General features: G+C 62.3%; 18 protein-coding genes and 4 tRNA genes. 21 read left to right on the top strand and 1 reads right to left on the bottom strand.

What is annotated here, in order from left to right:
• The first annotated feature begins 296 nt into the window (after positions 1–296).
• The 20 genes from aotJ to mgtE all read left to right on the top strand — a co-directional run bounded on the left by aotJ (position 297) and on the right by mgtE (position 19,529).
• Entirely contained in the window at positions 297–1,082 is a 786-nt protein-coding gene (aotJ, locus tag QSV36_RS07155; RefSeq protein ID WP_289130978.1) for an L-arginine-binding protein AotJ, read from the top strand.
• Positions 1,083–1,170: 88 nt separating this feature from the next.
• Positions 1,171–1,860, top strand: a complete 690-nt coding sequence (locus tag QSV36_RS07150; protein ID WP_289130977.1) for an ABC transporter permease — start codon at positions 1,171–1,173, stop codon at positions 1,858–1,860.
• Positions 1,857–2,555, top strand: a complete 699-nt coding sequence (locus QSV36_RS07145; RefSeq protein ID WP_289130976.1) for an ABC transporter permease — start codon at positions 1,857–1,859, stop codon at positions 2,553–2,555. The genes QSV36_RS07150 and QSV36_RS07145 overlap by 4 nt, the downstream gene beginning before the upstream one ends.
• Positions 2,556–2,577: 22 nt before the next feature.
• Positions 2,578–3,342 (top strand): ABC transporter ATP-binding protein, encoded by a 765-nt coding sequence (locus tag QSV36_RS07140; protein WP_225778729.1) that lies wholly within the window; start codon positions 2,578–2,580, stop codon positions 3,340–3,342.
• Positions 3,343–3,440: 98 nt separating this feature from the next.
• Positions 3,441–4,421, top strand: a complete 981-nt coding sequence (argR, locus tag QSV36_RS07135; RefSeq protein WP_289130975.1) for a transcriptional regulator ArgR — start codon at positions 3,441–3,443, stop codon at positions 4,419–4,421.
• Between the two features lie 337 nt (positions 4,422–4,758).
• Complete coding sequence (locus QSV36_RS07130) at positions 4,759–5,979, top strand: aspartate aminotransferase family protein (RefSeq protein ID WP_289130974.1); 1,221 nt, start codon at positions 4,759–4,761, stop codon at positions 5,977–5,979.
• A 132-nt stretch (positions 5,980–6,111) separates the two neighbouring features.
• Positions 6,112–7,131 (top strand): arginine/ornithine succinyltransferase subunit alpha, encoded by a 1,020-nt coding sequence (aruF, locus tag QSV36_RS07125; protein ID WP_225778726.1) that lies wholly within the window; start codon positions 6,112–6,114, stop codon positions 7,129–7,131.
• A 78-nt stretch (positions 7,132–7,209) separates the two neighbouring features.
• The gene (gene astA / locus QSV36_RS07120) at positions 7,210–8,238 is read left to right on the top strand and encodes an arginine N-succinyltransferase (RefSeq protein ID WP_063912885.1); all 1,029 of its coding nucleotides are present in this window, start codon (positions 7,210–7,212) and stop codon (positions 8,236–8,238) included.
• The gene (gene astD / locus QSV36_RS07115) at positions 8,239–9,702 is read left to right on the top strand and encodes a succinylglutamate-semialdehyde dehydrogenase (protein ID WP_289130973.1); all 1,464 of its coding nucleotides are present in this window, start codon (positions 8,239–8,241) and stop codon (positions 9,700–9,702) included.
• A 23-nt stretch (positions 9,703–9,725) separates the two neighbouring features.
• Positions 9,726–11,075, top strand: a complete 1,350-nt coding sequence (astB, locus tag QSV36_RS07110; RefSeq protein WP_289130972.1) for an N-succinylarginine dihydrolase — start codon at positions 9,726–9,728, stop codon at positions 11,073–11,075.
• A gap of 14 nt (positions 11,076–11,089) precedes the next feature.
• A complete protein-coding gene (locus QSV36_RS07105; RefSeq protein WP_003254508.1) occupies positions 11,090–11,380 on the top strand; it encodes a topoisomerase II in 291 nt (96 codons plus the stop codon).
• 10 nt (positions 11,381–11,390) lie between these two features.
• Positions 11,391–12,398: a succinylglutamate desuccinylase gene (gene astE / locus QSV36_RS07100; protein WP_289130971.1), complete on the top strand. Its 1,008-nt coding sequence runs from the start codon at positions 11,391–11,393 to the stop codon at positions 12,396–12,398.
• 317 nt (positions 12,399–12,715) lie between these two features.
• Positions 12,716–15,340, top strand: coding sequence for an alanine--tRNA ligase (gene alaS / locus QSV36_RS07095; protein ID WP_170031211.1), 2,625 nt, complete (start codon positions 12,716–12,718; stop codon positions 15,338–15,340).
• A gap of 84 nt (positions 15,341–15,424) precedes the next feature.
• Complete coding sequence (locus QSV36_RS07090; protein WP_170031209.1) at positions 15,425–16,660, top strand: aspartate kinase; 1,236 nt, start codon at positions 15,425–15,427, stop codon at positions 16,658–16,660.
• 167 nt (positions 16,661–16,827) lie between these two features.
• Positions 16,828–17,016 carry a carbon storage regulator CsrA gene (gene csrA / locus QSV36_RS07085; RefSeq protein ID WP_003254503.1) on the top strand — a complete coding sequence of 63 codons (189 nt, stop codon included), beginning with the start codon at positions 16,828–16,830 and terminating at the stop codon, positions 17,014–17,016.
• A gap of 72 nt (positions 17,017–17,088) precedes the next feature.
• Positions 17,089–17,179 (top strand) — tRNA-Ser (locus QSV36_RS07080).
• Between the two features lie 106 nt (positions 17,180–17,285).
• Positions 17,286–17,362, top strand: a tRNA-Arg gene (locus QSV36_RS07075).
• A gap of 72 nt (positions 17,363–17,434) precedes the next feature.
• Positions 17,435–17,511: transfer RNA gene (locus QSV36_RS07070), tRNA-Arg, on the top strand.
• Positions 17,512–17,582: 71 nt separating this feature from the next.
• A tRNA-Arg gene (locus QSV36_RS07065) sits at positions 17,583–17,659 on the top strand.
• 427 nt (positions 17,660–18,086) lie between these two features.
• Positions 18,087–19,529 (top strand): magnesium transporter, encoded by a 1,443-nt coding sequence (mgtE, locus tag QSV36_RS07060; protein WP_170031207.1) that lies wholly within the window; start codon positions 18,087–18,089, stop codon positions 19,527–19,529.
• 108 nt (positions 19,530–19,637) lie between these two features.
• Here mgtE and QSV36_RS07055 read toward each other — a convergent pair whose 3' ends face one another.
• Positions 19,638–19,964: an Arc family DNA-binding protein gene (locus QSV36_RS07055; RefSeq protein ID WP_060480503.1), complete on the bottom strand. Its 327-nt coding sequence runs from the start codon at positions 19,962–19,964 to the stop codon at positions 19,638–19,640.
• Between the two features lie 345 nt (positions 19,965–20,309).
• On the opposite strand from QSV36_RS07055, the gene phnN reads away from it, so the two are divergent.
• Positions 20,310–20,903, top strand: coding sequence for a phosphonate metabolism protein/1,5-bisphosphokinase (PRPP-forming) PhnN (gene phnN, locus QSV36_RS07050; RefSeq protein ID WP_289130970.1), 594 nt, complete (start codon positions 20,310–20,312; stop codon positions 20,901–20,903).
• The last annotated feature ends 29 nt before the right edge of the window (positions 20,904–20,932 follow it).

Here is a 20,932-nt window from a genome sequence, read left to right as displayed (position 1 = left end):
GTCCTACAAGGCTTTGCCAATAATAGGCCCAGGAATTGCTAGGTTTATAGGTTCTATTTCTTGCGCTTTTGCATATTTTGCACTGGCTGTCAACATCGCCCGCAGCGGTTTCTGGCGCTTCTGTAAGTAGTTGTCGCTTTGAAGAAATATCGACTACCGGGCTGTCGCTAGAATGCCACTCACACGCTCGTGGTCTGCGACCTTGGTCGATACCCTGCGCGGCTCGCGTTGTACCCATTCGCATATCGGGCAGCCGTTACCTGCCTTGTATTGCCCCGTACCGATGGAGTTACCTGATGAAGAAGCTCGCACTGCTTGGCGCCCTGGCGCTGTCCGTGTTTTCCCTGGTATCGCAGGCCGATGAAAAACCGTTGAAAATCGGCATCGAGGCCGCCTACCCACCGTTTGCCTTCAAGCAGCCTGATGGCAGCATCGCCGGTTTCGACTACGACATCGGCAACGCCCTGTGCGAAGAGATGAAAGCCAAGTGCACCTGGGTCGAGCAGGAATTCGACGGCCTGATCCCGGCGCTGAAAGTGCGCAAGATCGACGCCATCCTGTCGTCCATGTCGATCACCGAAGACCGCAAGAAGTCGGTCGATTTCACCAAGCGCTACTACCTGACCCCGGCGCGCCTGGTCATGAAGGAAGGCACCACCGTCAGCGACAGCCTGGATGAACTCAAGGGCAAGAAGATCGGTGTGCAGCGCGGTTCGATCCATGACCGCTTCGCCAAGGAAGTGCTGGCCGCCAAGGGTGCCACCGTGGTTCCTTACGGTACCCAGAACGAAATCTACCTGGACGTGGCTGCCGGCCGTCTCGATGGTACCGTGGCTGACGCCACCCTGCTGGAGGACGGTTTCCTGAAGACCGACGCTGGCAAGGGCTTCGCCTTCGTCGGCCCGTCGTTCACCGACGTGAAGTATTTCGGTGACGGCGTCGGCATCGCCGTGCGCAAGGGTGACAAGGCCAACGCCGACCGCATCAACGCGGCCATCGACGCCATCCGTGCCAATGGCAAGTACAAAGAAATCGAGAAGAAGTACTTCAACTTCGATATCTACGGTCCAGACTCGAACTAAGACGTCGGGTTTCACCTGTGCAATGGTGCAAACAGCAGAAACTCTGAGGTTTGCACCATTTTTCATTCTCTAGGTCGAGGACCTCATCATGTTGAAAGGCTACGGGGCAGTCATCCTCGACGGGGCGTGGCTGACGCTGCAGCTCGCCCTGTCGTCGATGGCCCTGGCCATCGTGCTCGGCCTGATCGGTGTGGCGCTGCGCTTGTCGCCGGTGCGCTGGCTGGCCTGGCTGGGCGATCTGTATTCCACGGTGATCCGCGGCATTCCGGACCTGGTCCTGATCCTGCTGATCTTCTACGGCGGGCAGGACATCATCAACCGGGTGGCGCCGCTGTTGGGCTATGAAGACTACATCGACCTGAATCCGCTGATCGCAGGTATCGGTACCTTGGGCTTCATCTTTGGCGCGTACCTGTCGGAAACCTTCCGTGGCGCGTTCCTGGGTATTCCCAAGGGCCAGGCCGAAGCGGGCGTGGCCTATGGCATGAGCAATCGCCAGGTGTTCTTCCGCATCCAGGTGCCACAGATGATTCGCCTGGCTATTCCTGGTTTCACCAACAACTGGCTGGTGCTGACCAAGGCCACTGCGCTGATCTCGGTGGTCGGCCTGCAGGACATGATGTTCAAGGCCAAGCAGGCGGCCGATGCCACCCGCGAGCCTTTCACCTTCTTCTTCGCGGTGGCGGCCCTGTACCTGGTGCTGACCAGTGTCTCGCTGCTGGCCCTGAAGTATCTCGAGCGCCGCTATTCGGTGGGCGTCAAGGTGGCTGAACTATGATCTTCGACTACAACGTCGTGTGGGAGGCGTTGCCGATGTACTTCGGCGGCCTGCTGACCACGCTCAAGCTGCTGGCCATTTCGCTGTTCTTCGGCCTGCTGGCGGCCATTCCGCTGGGCCTGATGCGGGTGTCCAAGCAGCCGGCGGTCAACCTGCTGGCCTGGCTCTACACCTATGTGATCCGCGGCACGCCGATGCTGGTGCAGCTGTTCCTGATCTACTACGGCCTGGCGCAGTTCGAGGCGGTGCGCGAAAGCATCCTCTGGCCGCTGCTGTCCAGCGCCACCTTCTGTGCCTGCCTGGCGTTCGGCATCAACACCAGCGCCTACACTGCCGAGATCATCGCCGGCAGCCTCAAGGCCACGCCGCATGGCGAGATCGAGGCGGCCAAGGCCATGGGCATGTCGCGCATGAAGATGTACCGGCGCATCCTGCTGCCGTCGGCCCTGCGCCGGGCGTTGCCGCAGTACAGCAACGAAGTGATCATGATGCTGCAGACCACCAGCCTGGCGTCGATCGTTACCCTGATCGACATCACCGGTGCTGCGCGCACGGTCAATGCCCAGTACTACCTGCCTTTCGAGGCCTATATCACGGCGGGCGTGTTCTACCTGTGCCTGACCTTCATCCTGGTGCGCCTGTTCAAGATGGCCGAACGCCGCTGGCTCGGCTACCTGGCGCCGCGCAAGCACTGACCGCTTTGTGAGAATCGACAGCATGTACAAACTCGAAGTCCAAGACCTGCACAAGCGCTACGGCAGCCATGAAGTGCTCAAGGGCGTGTCCCTGTCGGCCAAGGCAGGCGATGTCATCAGCATCATCGGCTCCAGCGGTTCGGGCAAGTCGACCTTCCTGCGCTGCATCAATCTGCTGGAGCAGCCGCACGCGGGCAAGATCCTGCTCAACAGCGAAGAACTCAAGCTGGTACCGGGCAAGGACGGTGCGCTCAAGGCCGCCGACCCGCGTCAGTTGCAGCGCATGCGCTCGCGCCTGTCGATGGTGTTCCAGCATTTCAACCTGTGGTCGCACATGACTGCGCTGGAGAACATCATCGAAGCGCCGGTGCACGTGCTGGGGGTGAACCGCAAGGAAGCCCTGGAAAAGGCCGAGCACTACCTGGCCAAGGTCGGTGTCGCGCACCGCAAGGACGCCTTCCCCGGGCACATGTCCGGCGGCGAGCAGCAGCGTGTGGCCATTGCCCGGGCGCTGGCGATGGAGCCGGAAGTGATGCTGTTCGATGAGCCGACGTCGGCACTCGACCCGGAGCTGGTGGGTGATGTGCTCAAGGTCATGCAGGCGCTGGCCCAGGAAGGCCGGACCATGGTGGTGGTAACCCATGAAATGGGCTTTGCCCGCGAGGTGTCGAACCAGCTGGTGTTCCTGCACAAGGGCCTGGTCGAAGAAACCGGCTGCCCGCGCCAGGTGCTGGCCAATCCGCAGTCGGAGCGGCTCAAGCAGTTCCTCTCCGGTAGCCTGAAGTAAAAGCTGCATTTTTGCACCATAATAGGGCATGCTGCGCGGCGAGCGCAGCCTGACCCGGCGCACAGACTCGAACGACCTCAGGTTTCGGACCGTACCCTATGACCACCCAGCGAATCGGTTTTCTCATCTGGCCCACTACCAGGCCATTGACCCTGGCGCTGGCCGAGGAGGTGTTGCAGGTGGCGCAGCGGGTGCACCCGGAGGTGGTCTACGAGCTGCAGTTCCTGCAGGCAGAGCCGGCGCAGGAAGGCAGTTGGCGCCTGCCGGGCGAGCCGTGGAACGGTCGTCTTGACGGTTGCCAGAAGCTGTTCCTGGTGGCTGACGAGCCGCCGGCGACGGTGGCGGGCCCCCTGGTGGCCGCACTCAAGCAGCTGGCGCGCAGCGGCTGCATGATCGGCGGGCTGTCGGCCGGGGTCTATCCCCTGGCGATGCTGGGCCTGCTCGATGGATACCGGGCGGCGGTGCATTGGCGTTGGCAGGATGATTTTGCCGAGCGTTTCCCCAAGGTCATCGCCACCAGCCACCTGTTCGACTGGGACCGTGATCGCCTGACCGCCTGTGGGGGCATGGCGGTGACCGACCTGCTGTTGGCGGTGCTGGCACGTGATCACGGTGCCGAGTTGGCCGGGGCGGTGTCGGAGGAACTGGTGGTCGAGCGCATCCGCGAGGGGGGGGAGCGCCAGCGCATTCCGTTGCAGAATCGCCTGGGCTCCAGCCACCCCAAGCTGACCCAGGCGGTGCTGCTGATGGAAGCGAATATCGAAGAGCCGCTGACCACCGACGAAATTGCCCAGCATGTGTGCGTGTCACGCCGGCAGCTGGAGCGCATCTTCAAGCAGTACCTCAACCGCGTGCCGAGCCAGTACTACCTGGAACTGCGGCTGAACAAGGCGCGGCAAATGCTGATGCAGACCAGCAAGTCGATCATTCAGATCGGCCTGTCCTGCGGCTTCTCCTCGGGCCCGCACTTCTCCAGTGCGTATCGCAATTTCTTTGGTGCGACACCGCGGGAAGACCGTAACCAGCGGCGCAACAGCAGCCCGTTCGAATTGAGCTCGGCGCCTGCCGAAAAAGGCTGATTTCTCCTCCGTCTGTATCGGCCTCGCGGGTAAACCCGCTCCCACAGGATCTCCACCGGCCTTGAGAGCCGTGCATGCCTGTGGGAGCGGGTTTACCCGCGAAGAGGTCGGTACAGGCGCCATCCCTTCTTATGTGAACACCCGTTCACCCAGCCCCCTCTCTCCCGTACACTGCGCGATTGCGACAGTGTTTGTCGCATTGCCGAAAACCTTGTGCAAACAGGGTTTTGCGCTGTAACAAGTTGTCGCTTGGCCGCAAGGACAGGCGTGGATCAGTCCTTACAATCCCCCCATCGCTCGCCACTTCCAGGCCAGCGTTCCTCATCAGGAGACTCAGATGTCCGTTGAGCAAGCCCCGGTGCAACGTGCCGATTTCGACCAGGTCATGGTCCCCAACTATTCCCCGGCGGCCTTCATTCCTGTGCGAGGCGAGGGCTCCCGTGTCTGGGACCAGTCGGGTCGCGAGCTGATCGACTTTGCCGGTGGCATCGCGGTCAACGCCCTGGGCCACTGCCACCCGGCACTGGTCAAGGCCCTGACCGAGCAGGCCAACACCCTCTGGCACGTATCCAACGTATTCACCAACGAGCCGGCCCTGCGCCTGGCCCACAAGCTGGTGGATGCCACCTTTGCCGACCGTGCATTCTTCTGCAACTCCGGCGCCGAGGCCAACGAGGCTGCCTTCAAGCTGGCCCGGCGCGTTGCCCATGACCGCTTCGGCCCGGACAAGCACGAAATCATTGCCACCGTGAACAGCTTCCACGGCCGTACCCTGTTTACCGTCAGCGTCGGCGGCCAGCCGAAGTATTCCGACGGCTTCGGCCCGAAGATCACCGGTATCAGCCATGTGCCCTACAACAACCTGGAAGCACTGAAGGCACAGATCTCCGACAAGACCTGCGCCGTGGTGATCGAGCCGATCCAGGGCGAGAGCGGCGTGGTGCCGGCCGACCAGGCCTACCTGGAAGGCGCACGCAAACTGTGCGACGAGCACAACGCCCTGCTGATCTTCGACGAAGTGCAGACAGGCGTGGGCCGTACCGGTTCGCTGTATGCGTACCAGCACTACGGTGTGACCCCGGACATCCTGACCAGCGCCAAGAGCCTGGGCGGTGGCTTCCCGATCGGCGCCATGCTGACCACCACCGAGCTGGCCAAGCACCTGGCCGTCGGCACCCACGGCACCACCTACGGCGGCAACCCGCTGGGTTGCGCGGTGGCCTGCGCGGTGCTGGACGTGGTCAACACCCCGGCAACCCTGGCCGGCATCAAGGCCAAGCACGAGCGCTTCAAGGTGCGCCTGGAACAGATCGGCCAGAAGTACCAGCTGTTCACCCAGGTGCGTGGCGTTGGCCTGTTGCTGGGCTGCGTGCTGGCTGATGCCTGGAAAGGCAAGGCCAAGGACGTGCTCAACGCCGCCGAGAAGGAAGGCGTGATGGTGCTTCAGGCCGGCCCGGATGTGGTCCGCTTTGCCCCAAGCCTGGTGGTTGAAGACGCCGACATCGATGAAGGCCTGGATCGCTTCGAGCGCGCCGTGGCCACCCTGACCCAGGGCTGAGCAGCCTGAGGTCCTATCGCCGGCAACGATGACTGAGCCGCGCCGGCGATACCCGATTCCCGTGCAGGTGCCGGTGCACCTGCCGTTTTTTCGTGCCGCCATGAGCGGCCCGTATTCCAAAGGAGTGACACCATGCTGGTGATGCGCCCCGCGCAAATGGCTGATCTGAACGAAGTGCAGCGCATGGCTGCAGACAGCCCCATTGGTGTCACCTCGCTGCCGGACGACACTGCTCGCCTGGGCGACAAGATCGCCGCTTCCGAGACTTCCTTCGCCGCGGAGGTCAGCTTCAACGGTGAAGAAAGCTACTTCTTCGTCCTTGAAGACAGCGAAACCGGCAAGCTGGCAGGCTGCTCGGCGATCGTCGCTTCGGCCGGCTACTCCGAGCCTTTCTACAGCTTTCGTAATGAAACCTTCGTGCACGCTTCGCGCGAGCTGAAGATCCACAACAAGATCCACGTGCTGTCGTTGTGCCATGACCTGACCGGCAACAGCCTGCTGACCAGCTTCTATGTCCTGCCGGAGCTGGTGAACAGTGGTTGGGCCGAGCTCAATTCGCGTGGTCGCCTGTTGTTCATGGCCTCGCACCCGGAGCGTTTCGCCGATTCGGTGGTGACCGAGATCGTCGGCTACAGCGACGAGCAGGGTGAATCGCCGTTCTGGGATGCCATCGGTCGCAATTTCTTCGACCTCAACTACGCCGACGCCGAGCGCCTGTGCGGCCTGAAGAGCCGTACCTTCCTCGCCGAGCTGATGCCGCACTACCCGATCTACGTGCCGCTGCTGCCTGACCTGGCGCAGGAAGCGATGGGCCAGGTGCATCCGCGGGCACAGATCACCTTCGACATCCTCATGCGCGAAGGCTTCGAAACCGAGCACTACATCGACATCTTCGATGGTGGCCCGACCCTGCATGCGCGTACTTCGGGCATCCGTTCGATCGCCCAGAGCCGGGTGGTGCCGGTGAAGCTCGAGGACGCCCCGGTCAAGGGCGGGCGCCCGTACCTGGTGTGCAACGGCCTGCTGCAGGACTACCGCGCGGTGCTGCTGGACCTGGACTGGGTGCCCGGCAAACCGGTCAGCCTGAGCCTGGCAGCCGCCGATGCGCTGGGGGTGGGCGAGGGGGCCAGCGTGCGTCTGGTTGCGGTCTGAGGTCTGGCAACAGACGTTTGCGGATTGATGCGTTAGCAGAGTTTCGCGCCGGCCGCCGCCGTCGCACAAGGAGATAGCATGATCGTTCGTCCTGTACGCAGCAGCGATTTGCCTGCGTTGATCGAATTGGCACGCAGCACCGGAACCACCGGGCTGACCACGCTGCCGGCCAACGAAGAGCGCCTGGGGCATCGCGTTGGCTGGGCGGAAAAAAGCTTCCGTGGCGAAGCCGAGCGCGCCGACACCGACTACCTGTTCGTGCTGGAAAACGACGAAGGCCTGGTGGTGGGCATCAGTGCCATTGCCGGTGCCGTCGGCCTGCGCGAGCCCTGGTACAACTACCGGGTCGGGTTGACCGTCAGCGCCTCGCAGGAGCTGAAGATCTACCGCGAAATCCCCACCCTGTTCCTGGCCAACGACCTGACCGGCAATTCCGAGCTGTGCTCGCTGTTCCTGCGCAGCGACTACCGCTCGGGCCTCAATGGCCGCCTGCTGTCGCGGGCGCGCATGCTGTTCATGGCCGAATTCCCCGAGCTGTTCGGCAAGAAGATCATCGCCGAAATGCGCGGCATGTCCGACGAGCAGGGGCGTTCGCCGTTCTGGGAAAGCTTGGGCCGGCACTTCTTCAAGATGGAGTTCAGCCAGGCTGACTACCTCACCGGCGTGGGCAACAAGTCGTTCATCGCCGAGCTGATGCCGAAGTTCCCGCTGTACACCTGCTTCCTGTCCGAGGCGGCACGCAACGTGATCGGCCGCGTGCACAAGGACACCGAGCCGGCGCTGGCGATGCTCAAGCAGGAAGGTTTCAACTACCAGGGCTACGTCGACATTTTCGACGCCGGCCCTGCTATCGAATGCGATACCGACAAGATCCGCGCCGTGCGCGAAAGCCAGACCCTGGTGCTGGCCGTGGGTACGCCGGGCGATGACGCCACCCCTTACATCATTCACAACCGCAAGCGCGACGACTGCCGCATCACGGCCGCACCTGCGCGGCTGGCCGCCGGTACCCTGGTGGTCGACCCCTTGACGGCCAAGCGCCTGCGCATGGGTGCCGGCGACAATGTACGCGCGGTGCCGCTGTCGGCAAGCCGGGAGGCCAAATAAATGACCACGCATTACATCGCCGGCAACTGGCAGGCCGGCCAGGGCGAAACCCTGCAGTCGCTCAACCCGGTCACGCAGTCCGTCATCTGGCAAGGCCAGGGCGCTGACGCCAGCCAGGTGGATGCCGCCGTACAGGCCGCCCGCCAGGCCTTTCCGGCCTGGGCACAACTGAGCCTGGAAGCGCGTATCGACGTGCTGGAGAAATTTGCCGAGCAGCTCAGGACGCATGCCGAAGCGCTGGCCCAGTGCATCGGCGAGGAAACCGGCAAGCCCCTGTGGGAGTCGGCCACCGAAGTCACCAGCATGGTCAACAAGGTGGCGATCTCGGTGCAGAGCTACCGCGAGCGCACCGGTGAGAAGAGTGGCCCGCTGGCCGATGCCACGGCAGTGCTGCGGCACAAGCCCCACGGTGTGGTGGCGGTGTTCGGCCCATACAACTTCCCCGGCCACCTGCCCAACGGTCATATCGTGCCAGCACTGCTGGCGGGTAACTGCGTGGTGTTCAAGCCTAGCGAGCTGACCCCCAAGGTCGCCGAGCTGACCGTCAACTGCTGGATCGCCGCCGGGCTGCCGGCGGGTGTGCTGAACCTGGTGCAGGGTGCGCGTGAAACCGGCGTGGCGCTGGCCGCCAACCCGGGTATCGACGGCCTGTTCTTCACCGGCTCCAGCCGTACCGGCAACCTGCTGCACCAGCAGTTCGCCGGCCGCCCGGACAAGATCCTGGCCCTGGAAATGGGGGGCAACAACCCGCTGCTGGTAGACGAGGTCAAGGACCTTGACGCAGCGGTGTACACCATCATCCAGTCGGCGTTCATTTCCGCCGGCCAGCGCTGCACCTGTGCCCGCCGCCTGCTGGTGCCGCAAGGCGCCTGGGGGGACAGGTTGATCGCGCGCCTGGTCGAGGTGTGCAAGACCATCACGGTGGGTGCGTTCGACCAGCAGCCGGCGCCGTTCATGGGCTCGGTCATTTCGCTACAGGCGGCGCGGGCGTTGCTGGCGGCCCAGGCCGAGCTGGTTGCCAAGGGCGCCGTGCAGCTGCTGGAAATGACCCAGCCGCAGGCCGATGCCGCGCTGCTGACCCCGGGTATCCTCGACGTCAGTGCCGTCAGCGAGCGGCCGGACGAAGAATTCTTCGGCCCGCTGCTGCAGGTGATTCGCTACGCCGACTTCGATGCCGCCATCGAAGAAGCCAACAACACCCAGTACGGCCTGGCCGCCGGGTTGCTGTCCGACTCCCGCGCCCGCTACCAGTACTTCTGGCTGCGCAGCCGCGCCGGCATCGTCAACTGGAACAAACAGCTGACCGGCGCCGCCAGCAGCGCGCCGTTCGGTGGTGTCGGCGCCAGTGGCAACCATCGCGCCAGCGCCTATTACGCCGCTGATTACTGCGCCTACCCCGTGGCCTCGCTGGAGACCGCCAGCCTTGCCCTGCCGGCGACCCTCACGCCGGGCGTCACCCTATAACAACAGGTCTCGGAGCCTAGCCGATGAAATCCTATGAAGTGAATTTTGATGGCCTGGTGGGGCCTACCCACAATTACGGCGGCCTGTCCTACGGTAACGTGGCTTCGCAGAGCAACAGCCAGCAGGGGTCCAACCCGCGCGAAGCCGCGCGCCAGGGCTTGGCGAAGATGAAAGCGCTGGCCGACATGGGCTTCAAGCAGGGCGTGCTCGCGCCGCAGGAGCGCCCCGATGTGGCGGCGCTGCGCCGCCTGGGCTTCAGCGGCAGCGATGCCGAAGTGATCCAGCGCGCTGCCAGGGAAGCCATGCCACTGCTGGTGGCCAGTTGCTCGGCCTCGAGCATGTGGGTGGCCAACGCCGCCACGGTCAGTCCCAGTGCCGACACCGCCGATGGCCGCGTGCACTTCACCGCCGCCAACCTCAACTGCAAGTACCACCGCAGCATCGAGCACCCGACCACCAGCCGCGTGCTGGGGGCCATGTTCAGCGATGAGCAGCATTTTGCCCACCATGCGGCGTTGCCTGCCGTGGCCCAGTTCGGCGACGAAGGCGCGGCCAACCACACGCGTTTCTGCCGTAGCTATGGCGAGGCTGGCGTGGAGTTCTTCGTCTATGGCCGCAGTGCGTTCGACAGCCGCTACCCGGCACCGCAGAAATACCCGGCCCGGCAAACCCTGGAAGCCTCGCAGGCGGTGGCCAGGCTGCATGGCCTGAGCGACGATGGCGTGGTCTACGCTCAACAGAACCCGGCCGTGATCGACCAAGGCGTGTTCCACAACGATGTGATCTCGGTGGGCAACGGCGAAGTGCTGTTCTATCACGAGGATGCTTTCCTCCAGACCGACACGGTACTTGGCCAACTGCGAGCTAAACTGGCCAGCAAGGGGGGCAACTTCCAGGCCATCTGCGTGCCACGCGCAGCGGTGACGGTGGAGGACGCGGTGCGTTCCTACCTGTTCAACAGCCAGCTGCTCAGCCGTGAGGACGGCTCCATGCTGCTGGTGGTGCCGGAAGAGTGCCGCAACAATGAGCGGGTCTGGGCCTACCTGGGCCAGCTGACCAGCCAGGGTGGCCCGGTGAAGGAGGTCAAGGTGTTCGACCTCAAGCAGAGCATGCAGAACGGTGGTGGCCCGGCTTGCCTGCGTTTGCGCGTGGCGTTGAAGGAATCGGAACTGGCAGCGGTCAACCAAGGCGTTATCATGACCGCCCCGCTGTACGACACCCTGGTGCAGTGGGTCGACAAGCACTACCGCGACCGCCTTGGCGAAGCGGACCTGGCCGACCCGCAGCTGTTGCTGGAATGTCGTACGGCACTGGACGAACTGACCCAGATCCTGAAGTTGGGCTCGGTGTATCCGTTCCAACGCCAACCTTGAAGAGAGACTTTGCAATGACCGACGCCCTGCGCCTGATCCTCGAAGATGAAGACGGCACCCAGCTGGAGACTTCCTGCACCCGCTTTGCCGTGGTCTGGCAAGGCAAGGAAGTGTGGATTCAGCAGGATGGCCGTGGCCAGCTGCTGATCGGCGTGGATGTCGAGGAAGACGACACCGAGTATGCCAACCTGTTGCTGCGGCCGATGGCCACCAACCTGGTCAGCCTGCAACTGGAAATGGAGCCGGCGGAGCTTGGCGAAGACGACGATCACGTCCATGGCCCCGACTGCGGCCACCACCACTAAGGAAGTCCCTATGCTCGCCCTTGGCAAATTGCTTGAGCTGACCCTCACCGATCACGAACCGGCCGAGAAGACCCAAGTGACTCCCAAGGGCGTGCGTTTGCGCTGGCTAGGGGAGGGCGCGCTGGAAGTGCGCCCGGCCGAAAGCGACGATTGCGGGCTCGACTTGCTGTTGTCCGCCGGTATCCATGGCAACGAGACGGCGCCGATCGAGCTGCTCGAGCGCCTGCTGCACGGCGTGGCCAACGGCAAGATCATTCCCAGGGCGCGGGTGCTGTTCCTGTTCGGTAATCCTGCAGCGATCCGCAAGGGTGAGCGCTTCATCGAGCAGGACATCAACCGCCTGTTCAACGGCCGTCACGAGCTGTCCAGTGGCTTCGAGGCCTTGCGTGCAGCGGAGCTGGAGCAGTTCGCCCGGGTGTTTTTCAGCAAGCCGGGGCGCAGCCGCCTGCATTACGACCTGCATACGGCCATCCGCGGCTCGAAGATCGAGCAGTTCGCCTTGTATCCCTTCAAGGAGGGACGCAAGCATTCCCGCCGCGAGCTGGCACGCCTGGCGGCAGCGGGCATGCAGGCCGTGCTGTTGCAGAGCAAGTCGTCCATCACCTTCAGTGCCTTCACCTATGAGCAACTGGAGGCCGAAGCCTTTACCCTGGAGTTGGGCAAGGCCCGCCCGTTCGGCCAGAACGAGCTGGTCAACCTCGACAAGCTGGAACAGCGCCTGATCCAGATCATCGAAGACGCCGAGCCGGAAGGCGAAGGTTCGCTGGATGGCTTGCAGCTGTTCAGCGTTTCCCGCGAGATCATCAAGCACAGCGACAGCTTCCACCTGCATCTGCCGGCGGATATCGAAAACTTCTCCGAGCTGAGCAAGGGCTACCTGTTGGCCGAGGACCTGGCGGAAACCCGCTGGGTGGTGGAAGAGGAGGGGGCGCGGATCATCTTCCCCAACCCCAAGGTCAGGAACGGCTTGCGCGCCGGCATCCTGATCGTGCCCGATTCAGGGCAGCGGTTGGGGTGATTGGCAGTCAGCCTGTCCCGGCGTCAACGCCGGGACAGGCTGAAATCGTCCGCGGTTTGCCCATGAAACGCCTTTAATTCACCGCCTGTTCCATTTTCCCTCCCCCTGAGCGGTAATTGGCTTGCCAGTGGCGAAAGGCAGGCTTTAGCATCCGGCCATGTCGTTTTCGTTTGCATAACCCGAAAAACCGTCCAAACGATGGTTTCTATCGTATAAACACACTGCATCGAGACCGCAGGACCGATATAATGCGGCCCTTTGCCGTCGTTTCGTCGACGCGTTTGCCCAACAGGGCTGCCGTTTCCGTGGAAGAACCTATGAAAAGCGCAGAAATCCGTGAAGCCTTCCTTCGCTTCTTCGAAGAGCAGGGACATACCCGAGTCGCCTCCAGTTCGCTGATCCCGAACAACGACCCGACCCTGCTGTTCACCAATGCCGGCATGAACCAGTTCAAGGACTGCTTCCTCGGTGCGGAGAAGCGTGCCTACACCCGTGCCGTCAGCAGCCAGAAGTGCGTGCGCGCCGGTGGCAAGCACAACGACCTGGAAAACGTCGGTTACACCGCGCGTCACCACACCTTCTTCGAAATGCTGGGCAACTTCAGCTTCGGCGACTATTTCAAGCGCGACGCCATCACCTTCGCCTGGACCTTCCTGACCTCGGAAAAGTGGCTGAACCTGCCCAAGGAAAAGCTCTGGGTAACGGTCTACGCCACTGACGACGAAGCCTACGACATCTGGACCAAGGAAGTCGGCGTGCCAGCCGAGCGCATGGTGCGCATCGGCGACAATAAAGGCGCCCCGTACGCCTCCGACAACTTCTGGACCATGGGCGACACCGGCCCGTGTGGCCCGTGCACCGAGATCTTCTACGACCACGGCCCGGACATCTGGGGTGGCCCACCCGGCTCGCCGGAAGAAGACGGCGACCGCTACATCGAGATCTGGAACAACGTCTTCATGCAGTTCAACCGCACCGCCGATGGCGTGCTGCACCCGCTGCCAGCGCCGTCGGTGGACACCGGCATGGGCCTGGAGCGTGTCAGCGCCGTGTTGCAGCACGTGCATTCGAACTACGAGATCGACCTGTTCCAGAACCTGCTGGCCGCCGCGGCCAAGGCCATCGGCTGCAGCAATGACGGCCAGGCTTCGCTGAAAGTGGTGGCCGACCATATCCGTTCGTGCGGCTTCCTGATCGCCGACGGCGTGCTGCCGTCCAACGAAGGCCGTGGCTACGTGCTGCGCCGCATCATTCGCCGCGCCTGCCGCCACGGCAACAAGCTGGGTGCCAAGGGCAGCTTCTTCTACCAGATCGTGGCCGCGCTGGTCGCCGAAATGGGCGCAGCCTTCCCGGAACTGAACAGCCAGCAGGCGCACATCGAGCGCGTGCTCAAGGCCGAAGAAGAGCAGTTCGCCAAGACCCTGGAGCAGGGCCTGCGTATCCTCGAGCAGGACCTGGCGCAGTTGAAAGGCGACGTGGTACCGGGCGACGTGGTGTTCAAGCTGTACGACACCTATGGCTTCCCGATGGACCTGACTGCCGACATCGCCCGCGAGCGCGAACTGACCATCGACGAAGCCGGCTTCGAGCGTGAAATGGACGCCCAGCGTGAGCGTGCCCGCTCGGCCAGCGCCTTTGGCATGGACTACAACAGCCTGGTCAAGGTCGACAGCGCCACCGAGTTCCTCGGCTACGACGCTACCGAAGGCCAGGGCAAGGTCATTGCCCTGTACAAGGACGGCCAGGCCGTCGACCAGCTGGGTGAAGGTGAGCAGGGCGTGGTCGTGCTCGACCGCACGCCGTTCTACGCCGAATCCGGTGGCCAGGTGGGCGACACCGGCTACCTGCAGGCTGGCGCTGCACGTTTCGACGTGCGCGACACCACCAAGACTGGCGGCGCCTTCCTGCACCACGGCGTGGTCGCCAGCGGTGCGCTGCTGATCGGTTCGTCGGTCGAGGCCAAGGTCGATGCCGAGGTGCAGCACGCCACCTCGCTGAACCACTCGGCCACCCACCTGCTGCACGAAGCACTGCGCCAGGTGCTGGGCGAGCACGTACAGCAGAAGGGCTCGCTGGTCGACAGCCAGCGCCTGCGTTTCGACTTCAGCCACTTCGAGGCGGTGAAACCGGAGCAGATCAAGGCCCTGGAAGACATCGTCAACCGCGAAGTGCGCAAGAACACTGCGGTGGAAACCGAGCTGACCGACATCGAAACCGCCAAGGCCAAGGGTGCCATGGCGCTGTTCGGTGAGAAGTACGGCGACACCGTGCGTGTGCTGAGCATGGGCGGCGATTTCTCGGTGGAGCTGTGTGGCGGTATCCACGCCAAGCGCACCGGTGACATCAGCCTGTTCAAGATCATCAGCGAAGGCGGCGTAGCCTCTGGCGTGCGCCGTATCGAAGCGGTCACCGGCGCTGCGGCGCTGGCCTACCTGAACGCTGCCGAAGAGCAGGTCAAGGAAGCCGCGCAACTGGTGAAAGGCAACCGTGACAACCTGATCGACAAGCTGTCGGCTGTGCTCGAGCGCAACCGCCAGCTGGAGAAGCAGCTGGAACAGCTGCAGGCCAAGGCCGCCAGCGCCGCCGGGGATGATCTCTCCAACGCGGCCGTTGAGGTCAAGGGCGCCAAGGTGCTCGCCGCCCGCCTCGACGGGCAGGACGGCAAGGCCTTGCTGGCGCTGGTCGATCAACTGAAGAACAAGCTCGGCCACGCAGTGATCCTGCTGGGCAGCGAGCATGAGGGCAAGGTCGTGCTGGTGGCCGGTGTGACCAAGGACCTCTCCAGCCAACTCAAGGCTGGCGATCTGATGAAACAAGCCGCTGCGGCGGTGGGTGGCAAGGGCGGTGGCCGTCCGGACATGGCCCAGGGTGGCGGCGTCGACGTCGCTGCGCTGGACCAGGCCCTGGCGCTGGCCGTGCCATTCGCAGAGCAGGGACTTTGAGATGGGTCGGCCAGTGGTCTAGTCACTGGCCGACCCATGTTGGATTGTTTTTTGGGGCCCTGTATGGGCTGAGGCACCATTGAAATGGCGTTGATCGTACAGAAATTTGGCGGCACCTCTGTCGGTTCCATCGAGCGGATCGAGCAGGTAGCCGATAAGGTCAAGAAACACCGTGAGGCGGGCGATGACCTGGTGGTTGTGTTGTCGGCCATGAGCGGTGAAACCAATCGCCTGATCGACCTGGCCAAGCAGATCAGCGATCAGCCGGTTCCACGCGAGCTGGACGTGATCGTGTCGACCGGCGAGCAGGTCACCATTGCCCTGCTGGCCATGGCTCTGATCAAGCGCGGTGTGCCAGCGGTGTCCTACACCGGCAACCAGGTGCGCATCCTCACCGACAGTGCGCACAACAAGGCGCGCATCCTGCAGATCGACGACCAGAAGATCCGTGCCGACCTCAAGCAAGGCCGCGTGGTCGTGGTAGCGGGCTTCCAGGGCGTCGACGAGCACGGCAACATCACCACCCTGGGCCGTGGCGGCTCCGACACCACCGGCGTTGCCCTGGCGGCAGCGCTGAAGGCCGACGAGTGCCAGATCTACACCGACGTCGATGGCGTCTACACCACCGACCCGCGCGTCGTGCCACAGGCCCGGCGCCTGGAGAAGATCACCTTCGAAGAGATGCTGGAAATGGCCAGCCTCGGTTCCAAGGTGCTGCAGATCCGTTCGGTGGAGTTCGCCGGCAAGTACAACGTTCCGCTGCGCGTGCTGCACAGCTTCAAGGAGGGTCCGGGTACCCTCATTACCATTGATGAAGAGGAATCCATGGAACAGCCGATCATTTCCGGTATCGCCTTCAACCGTGATGAAGCCAAGCTGACCATTCGCGGCGTGCCGGACACCCCGGGCGTGGCTTTCAAGATCCTCGGCCCGATCAGCGCCTCGAACATCGAGGTCGACATGATCGTGCAGAACGTTGCCCACGATAACACCACCGACTTCACCTTCACCGTGCACCGCAACGAGTACGAGAAGGCGCAGAGCGTGCTGGAGAACACCGCGCGTGAAATCGGTGCCCGTGAAGTGATCGGCGACACCAAGATCGCCAAGGTCTCGATCGTTGGCGTCGGCATGCGTTCGCACGCCGGTGTTGCCAGCCGCATGTTCGAAGCCCTGGCCAAGGAGGGCATCAACATCCAGATGATCTCCACCTCCGAGATCAAGGTTTCGGTCGTGATCGAAGAGAAGTACCTGGAGCTGGCCGTACGCGCGCTGCACACCGCGTTCGAGCTCGACGCTCCGGCACGACAGAGCGAGTAAATCGCTGCCTGGAAGGGCGCGGCTTGCCGCGCCCTTCGCGTTTCTGCTTGCCACGCAGGTCCTGTCCAACCCTGCGTGGCGGGCAACCGAGGCCCGAGTCGTCGTCCACGGCCTGGCCGCGATACCCAAGACTGTTACCCCTGTATGTTTCGCGTAAGGAGAAAGCTATGTTGATTCTGACTCGTCGGTGCGCCGAGAGCCTGATCATTGGAGACGGCGAGATCACCGTGACGGTGCTCGGTGTCAAAGGCAACCAGGTGCGTATTGGCGTCAGCGCCCCGAAAGAAGTGGCCGTTCACCGCGAGGAAATCTACCTGCGGATCAAGAAGGAGAAGGACGAGGAGCCAAGCCTTTAATTTTTTTGAAGTTTTTTTCAAAAAAAGGGTTGCAAACGAGGAAGGCTGTGTTTAATATTCGCCTCGTGTTGCGGTGAGGTGGCCGAGTGGCCGAAGGCGCTCCCCTGCTAAGGGAGTATACCTCATAAGGGTATCGGGGGTTCGAATCCCCCCTTCACCGCCATTATTCGCTTAGGGCGCTGTAAACAGTAAGAACGCTAAGTAGTTGATTTTAAACGAAAAAGTTCTTGCAAAAATGTTTCAGCGACCTATAATGCGCGGCAAGACACGGACTCATAGCTCAGCTGGATAGAGTACTCGGCTACGAACCGAGCGGTCGGAGGTTCGAATCCTCCTGAGTCCGCCACTTTTGAAGTGGCTTTGTTTGCAAGGCTGCTTCAAACCACCAGTGGTAACCTGGTCTAAAAATACCAACCACGGACTCATAGCTCAGCTGGATAGAGTACTCGGCTACGAACCGAGCGGTCGGAGGTTCGAATCCTCCTGAGTCCGCCACTTTTGAAGTGGCTCTGCTTGCAAAGCGACTTCAACCAACCAGTGGTAACCTGGTCTAAAAATACCACCACGGACTCATAGCTCAGCTGGATAGAGTACTCGGCTACGAACCGAGCGGTCGGAGGTTCGAATCCTCCTGAGTCCGCCATACCCCATCAAGAAGCCCGCTCGATTGAGCGGGCTTTTTGTTTTCTTCGCCAATGAATTGTTGGTGATGTCGATCTAAGCTCTCCTGTAGATGTGGCGTTTGGCTTTGGGGCCGGGGCAGGGCCCGAGACCAACCCCCTCAGGCATGCACATCCAGGCACAACACATGTGCTTTAACCGCCAGACCCGCCGTCGCACTGATAGCTTCGAGCGTTGTCCCAGCTTTATCACGCAAACGATTGTTCTGGCCAAAATTTTCAGCGATCTGACAGCTTTAGCAGTGTATGATTGCGCCCGTCAGCCCCGCCGGGGCTTGTGGAAAACCACCATGGACTTACCCAGTAGTTACTCGCTAACAAGATTCGTACAGAAAGATCTGACCGATTGATTCTCCTGGCGTGCTCCGCTGCTGGGAGTGGAGTTCGCCTATGACTGAAGTAGAAGTAAAAAAAGCGCAGGAAAGCCTGCAAGACCGCCTGGCCCAGGTAGTCGAGCTGCTGCAACGCCAGCGCGTGGTCGAAGACCTGACGCACCGTCAGGAAGGTGCCCACCACGACCTGGTGGAAAACCTGGTCCACCGCCAGAACCTTGTCGAGCTGCAGCGCAAGCTCGATGACCTGCACCCTGCCGACATCGCCTACATCCTCGAAGCCTTGCCGCTGGAAGACCGCCTGACGGTCTGGCAGCTGGTGCGCTCGGATCGCGACGGCGACATCCTCCTGGAAGTTTCCGACGCCGTGCGGCAGTCGCTGATCGCCGACATGGACGATCACGAGCTGCTCGCCGCCGCCAAGGAAATGGACGCCGACGAGCTCGCCGACCTGGCGCCCGAGCTGCCGCGTGACGTTATCCACGAGTTGATGGAAACCCTCGATGCCCAGCAGCGCGAGCGCGTGCGTTCGGCGTTGAGCTACGACGAGGAACAGGTCGGTGCGTTGATGGACTTCGAGATGGTCACCATCCGCGAAGACGTCAGCCTGGAAGTGGTGCTGCGCTACCTGCGCCGCCTGAAAGAACTGCCGAACCACACCGACAAGCTGTTCGTGGTCGACTATGACGGCATTCTCAAGGGCGTGTTGCCGATCAAGCGGCTGCTGGTCAACGACCCGGAGAAGAAGGTGGCGGAGGTCATGGCGACCGACCCCGTGTCCTTCCACCCCGAGGAAGATGCCTATGATGCGGCGCAAGCCTTCGAACGTTATGACCTGGTGTCTGCGCCGGTGGTGGACAAGAACGAGCGCCTGATTGGCCGTCTGACCATCGACGAGATGGTCGACCTGATTCGTGAAGAAAGCGAAAGCGAAGTGCTGAACATGGCCGGTCTGCGCGAGGAGGAGGACATCTTTGCCTCGGTCTGGCGTTCGCTGCGCAACCGCTGGGCCTGGCTGGCCATCAACCTGATTACCGCTTTTGTCGCTTCGCGGGTGATCGGCCTGTTCGAAGGCTCGATCGAGAAGCTGGTGGCCCTGGCGGCCCTGATGCCGATCGTGGCAGGTATCGGTGGTAACTCCGGCAACCAGACCATCACCATGATCGTGCGCGCCATGGCGCTGGACCAGGTATCGCCAGGCAACACCAGCCGGCTGATGCGCAAGGAGCTGGCGGTATCGCTGCTCAACGGCCTGATCTGGGGCGGGGTGATCGGGGTGGTGGCGTTCTGGCTGTATGGCAGCTGGTCGCTGGGCCTGGTGATGACTGCGGCAATGACCTTGAACCTGCTGCTAGCGGCCTTGATGGGTGTGCTGATTCCGATGACCTTGACGCGCCTGGGCCGCGACCCGGCAATGGGCTCCAGTGTGATGATCACTGCGGTTACCGACAGTGGCGGCTTCTTCATCTTCCTCGGCCTGGCCACGCTGTTCCTGCTGTAACCCGGCTTCTTGCGCCTACGCGATCCCCGTGGGAGCGCGTTTGTTGCAGGATTATCCGCCCATAAAAAAAGCCAGCTTGCGCTGGCTTTTTCATGTTCGCTGAACGCCTCAGGAGGCGTCGGCGGCCATTTCCACATCGTGAGCGATGAGGGCGACCAGTGCGTTCTGCTGGCGGTGGGACAGCTGGCGGAAGCGTTGCAGCAGCTCGCGCTCATGCAGGGACAGTTCAGGGCTGTCCATGCGCATGCTCAGCTCGTCGCCCAACGCACCTTCCTGGATGAGGCTCTGCTCCAGGCGGGCGATGATCTCGGAGTTCATGCTGCGGTGATGGTTGCGCGCTACCTCGGCAATGCGCTCACGCATCCCGTCTGGCAGGCGGACGACGAACTTGTCAGCAGTGCGGCTCGAATAAATAGCCTGTTTCATTGGGCGCATATAAATTGACCGGATTTTGGTTCAGGGGAAGCGGTTCTCAAATTGGCCGCACGGGGTGGTAGTACGACCGTGGCGACGACAAAATGTTCAACCGCCAGTGAAAAATGGATGTTCATCTTGCCTCATGGTCGCCGTTTCCTTGGCGTCAATTCTGTGACAAATAGTGATCTGGATAAAGGCTTTGTGCCAGTACCAATTATCAGAAATGAGCACTGGTTTGAAAAGTTTTACATGCGCCGGCTGATGAAACTGTCAGTCTTTTTCCGTCAAAAACTGGTAAAACGCAACAAAAGTCCGAGAAAAGCCCTAAAATGCGCCGGTTTCCTTCCATAGAGCATAGTGGCTATGCAACATGACGCAAGCGACCGCCGATCAGGGACAGGCCGGTTGATATACCTGGTAGGACCGTCGGGCTCAGGGAAAGATTCCCTGATCGACGCTTCACGTGAGCGACTTGCAGCCGCCGGGGTGGAAATTGCCCGCCGCGTGATTACCCGCTCGGCCGAAGCCAAGGGCGAAGCTGCCCATGGCGTCACGGCCGAACAGTTCGAGGCGCTGCGTGCGCACGGTGCGTTTGCCATGCACTGGTGCGCCAATGGCCTGGATTACGGTATTCCCCGGCAGGTTGACCACTGGCTGGCGGAGGGCAGGGCAGTACTGGTGAATGGCTCGCGGGCTTATCTGGCCGAAGCGCGCAAGCGCTACCCCAATCTTCTGGCGGTGCGGGTCCAGGTCAGGCCCGAAGTACTGCGCCAACGCTTGCACGCACGTGGCCGGGAAACCGCGGACGAAATCGAGCAGCGCCTGGCCCGTAATGAGTACTTGCAGGCGATGGCCGACCCGACGGTGCACGTGCTGGACAACTCCACGACCCTGGAGACAGCGGTCGAAAGCCTGTTCGCGCTGCTGCGTGATGAAGGTGTGCTGGCGCGGGTGTAGCATTGGTAGAAAAGGATTACGCGAAAAAG

The sequence above is a fragment of the Pseudomonas sp. BCRC 81390 genome, assembly GCF_030341915.1.
In the GTDB taxonomy this organism is placed as follows: domain Bacteria; phylum Pseudomonadota; class Gammaproteobacteria; order Pseudomonadales; family Pseudomonadaceae; genus Aquipseudomonas.
This window is presented reverse-complemented; position numbering and strand designations above follow the sequence as displayed.

Excerpts from the sequence above, each read along its gene's own strand:
- aotJ (WP_289130978.1), top strand. The coding sequence starts at position 297 with ATGAAGAAGCTCGCACTGCTTGGCGCCCTGGCGCTGTCCGTGTTTTCC.
- QSV36_RS07150 (WP_289130977.1), top strand. The coding sequence starts at position 1,171 with ATGTTGAAAGGCTACGGGGCAGTCATCCTCGACGGGGCGTGGCTGACG.
- QSV36_RS07145 (WP_289130976.1), top strand. The coding sequence starts at position 1,857 with ATGATCTTCGACTACAACGTCGTGTGGGAGGCGTTGCCGATGTACTTC.
- QSV36_RS07140 (WP_225778729.1), top strand. The coding sequence starts at position 2,578 with ATGTACAAACTCGAAGTCCAAGACCTGCACAAGCGCTACGGCAGCCAT.
- argR (WP_289130975.1), top strand. The coding sequence starts at position 3,441 with ATGACCACCCAGCGAATCGGTTTTCTCATCTGGCCCACTACCAGGCCA.
- QSV36_RS07130 (WP_289130974.1), top strand. The coding sequence starts at position 4,759 with ATGTCCGTTGAGCAAGCCCCGGTGCAACGTGCCGATTTCGACCAGGTC.
- aruF (WP_225778726.1), top strand. The coding sequence starts at position 6,112 with ATGCTGGTGATGCGCCCCGCGCAAATGGCTGATCTGAACGAAGTGCAG.
- astA (WP_063912885.1), top strand. The coding sequence starts at position 7,210 with ATGATCGTTCGTCCTGTACGCAGCAGCGATTTGCCTGCGTTGATCGAA.
- astD (WP_289130973.1), top strand. The coding sequence starts at position 8,239 with ATGACCACGCATTACATCGCCGGCAACTGGCAGGCCGGCCAGGGCGAA.
- astB (WP_289130972.1), top strand. The coding sequence starts at position 9,726 with ATGAAATCCTATGAAGTGAATTTTGATGGCCTGGTGGGGCCTACCCAC.
- QSV36_RS07105 (WP_003254508.1), top strand. The coding sequence starts at position 11,090 with ATGACCGACGCCCTGCGCCTGATCCTCGAAGATGAAGACGGCACCCAG.
- astE (WP_289130971.1), top strand. The coding sequence starts at position 11,391 with ATGCTCGCCCTTGGCAAATTGCTTGAGCTGACCCTCACCGATCACGAA.
- alaS (WP_170031211.1), top strand. The coding sequence starts at position 12,716 with ATGAAAAGCGCAGAAATCCGTGAAGCCTTCCTTCGCTTCTTCGAAGAG.
- QSV36_RS07090 (WP_170031209.1), top strand. The coding sequence starts at position 15,425 with ATGGCGTTGATCGTACAGAAATTTGGCGGCACCTCTGTCGGTTCCATC.
- csrA (WP_003254503.1), top strand. The coding sequence starts at position 16,828 with ATGTTGATTCTGACTCGTCGGTGCGCCGAGAGCCTGATCATTGGAGAC.
- mgtE (WP_170031207.1), top strand. The coding sequence starts at position 18,087 with ATGACTGAAGTAGAAGTAAAAAAAGCGCAGGAAAGCCTGCAAGACCGC.
- QSV36_RS07055 (WP_060480503.1), bottom strand. The coding sequence starts at position 19,964 with ATGCGCCCAATGAAACAGGCTATTTATTCGAGCCGCACTGCTGACAAG.
- phnN (WP_289130970.1), top strand. The coding sequence starts at position 20,310 with ATGCAACATGACGCAAGCGACCGCCGATCAGGGACAGGCCGGTTGATA.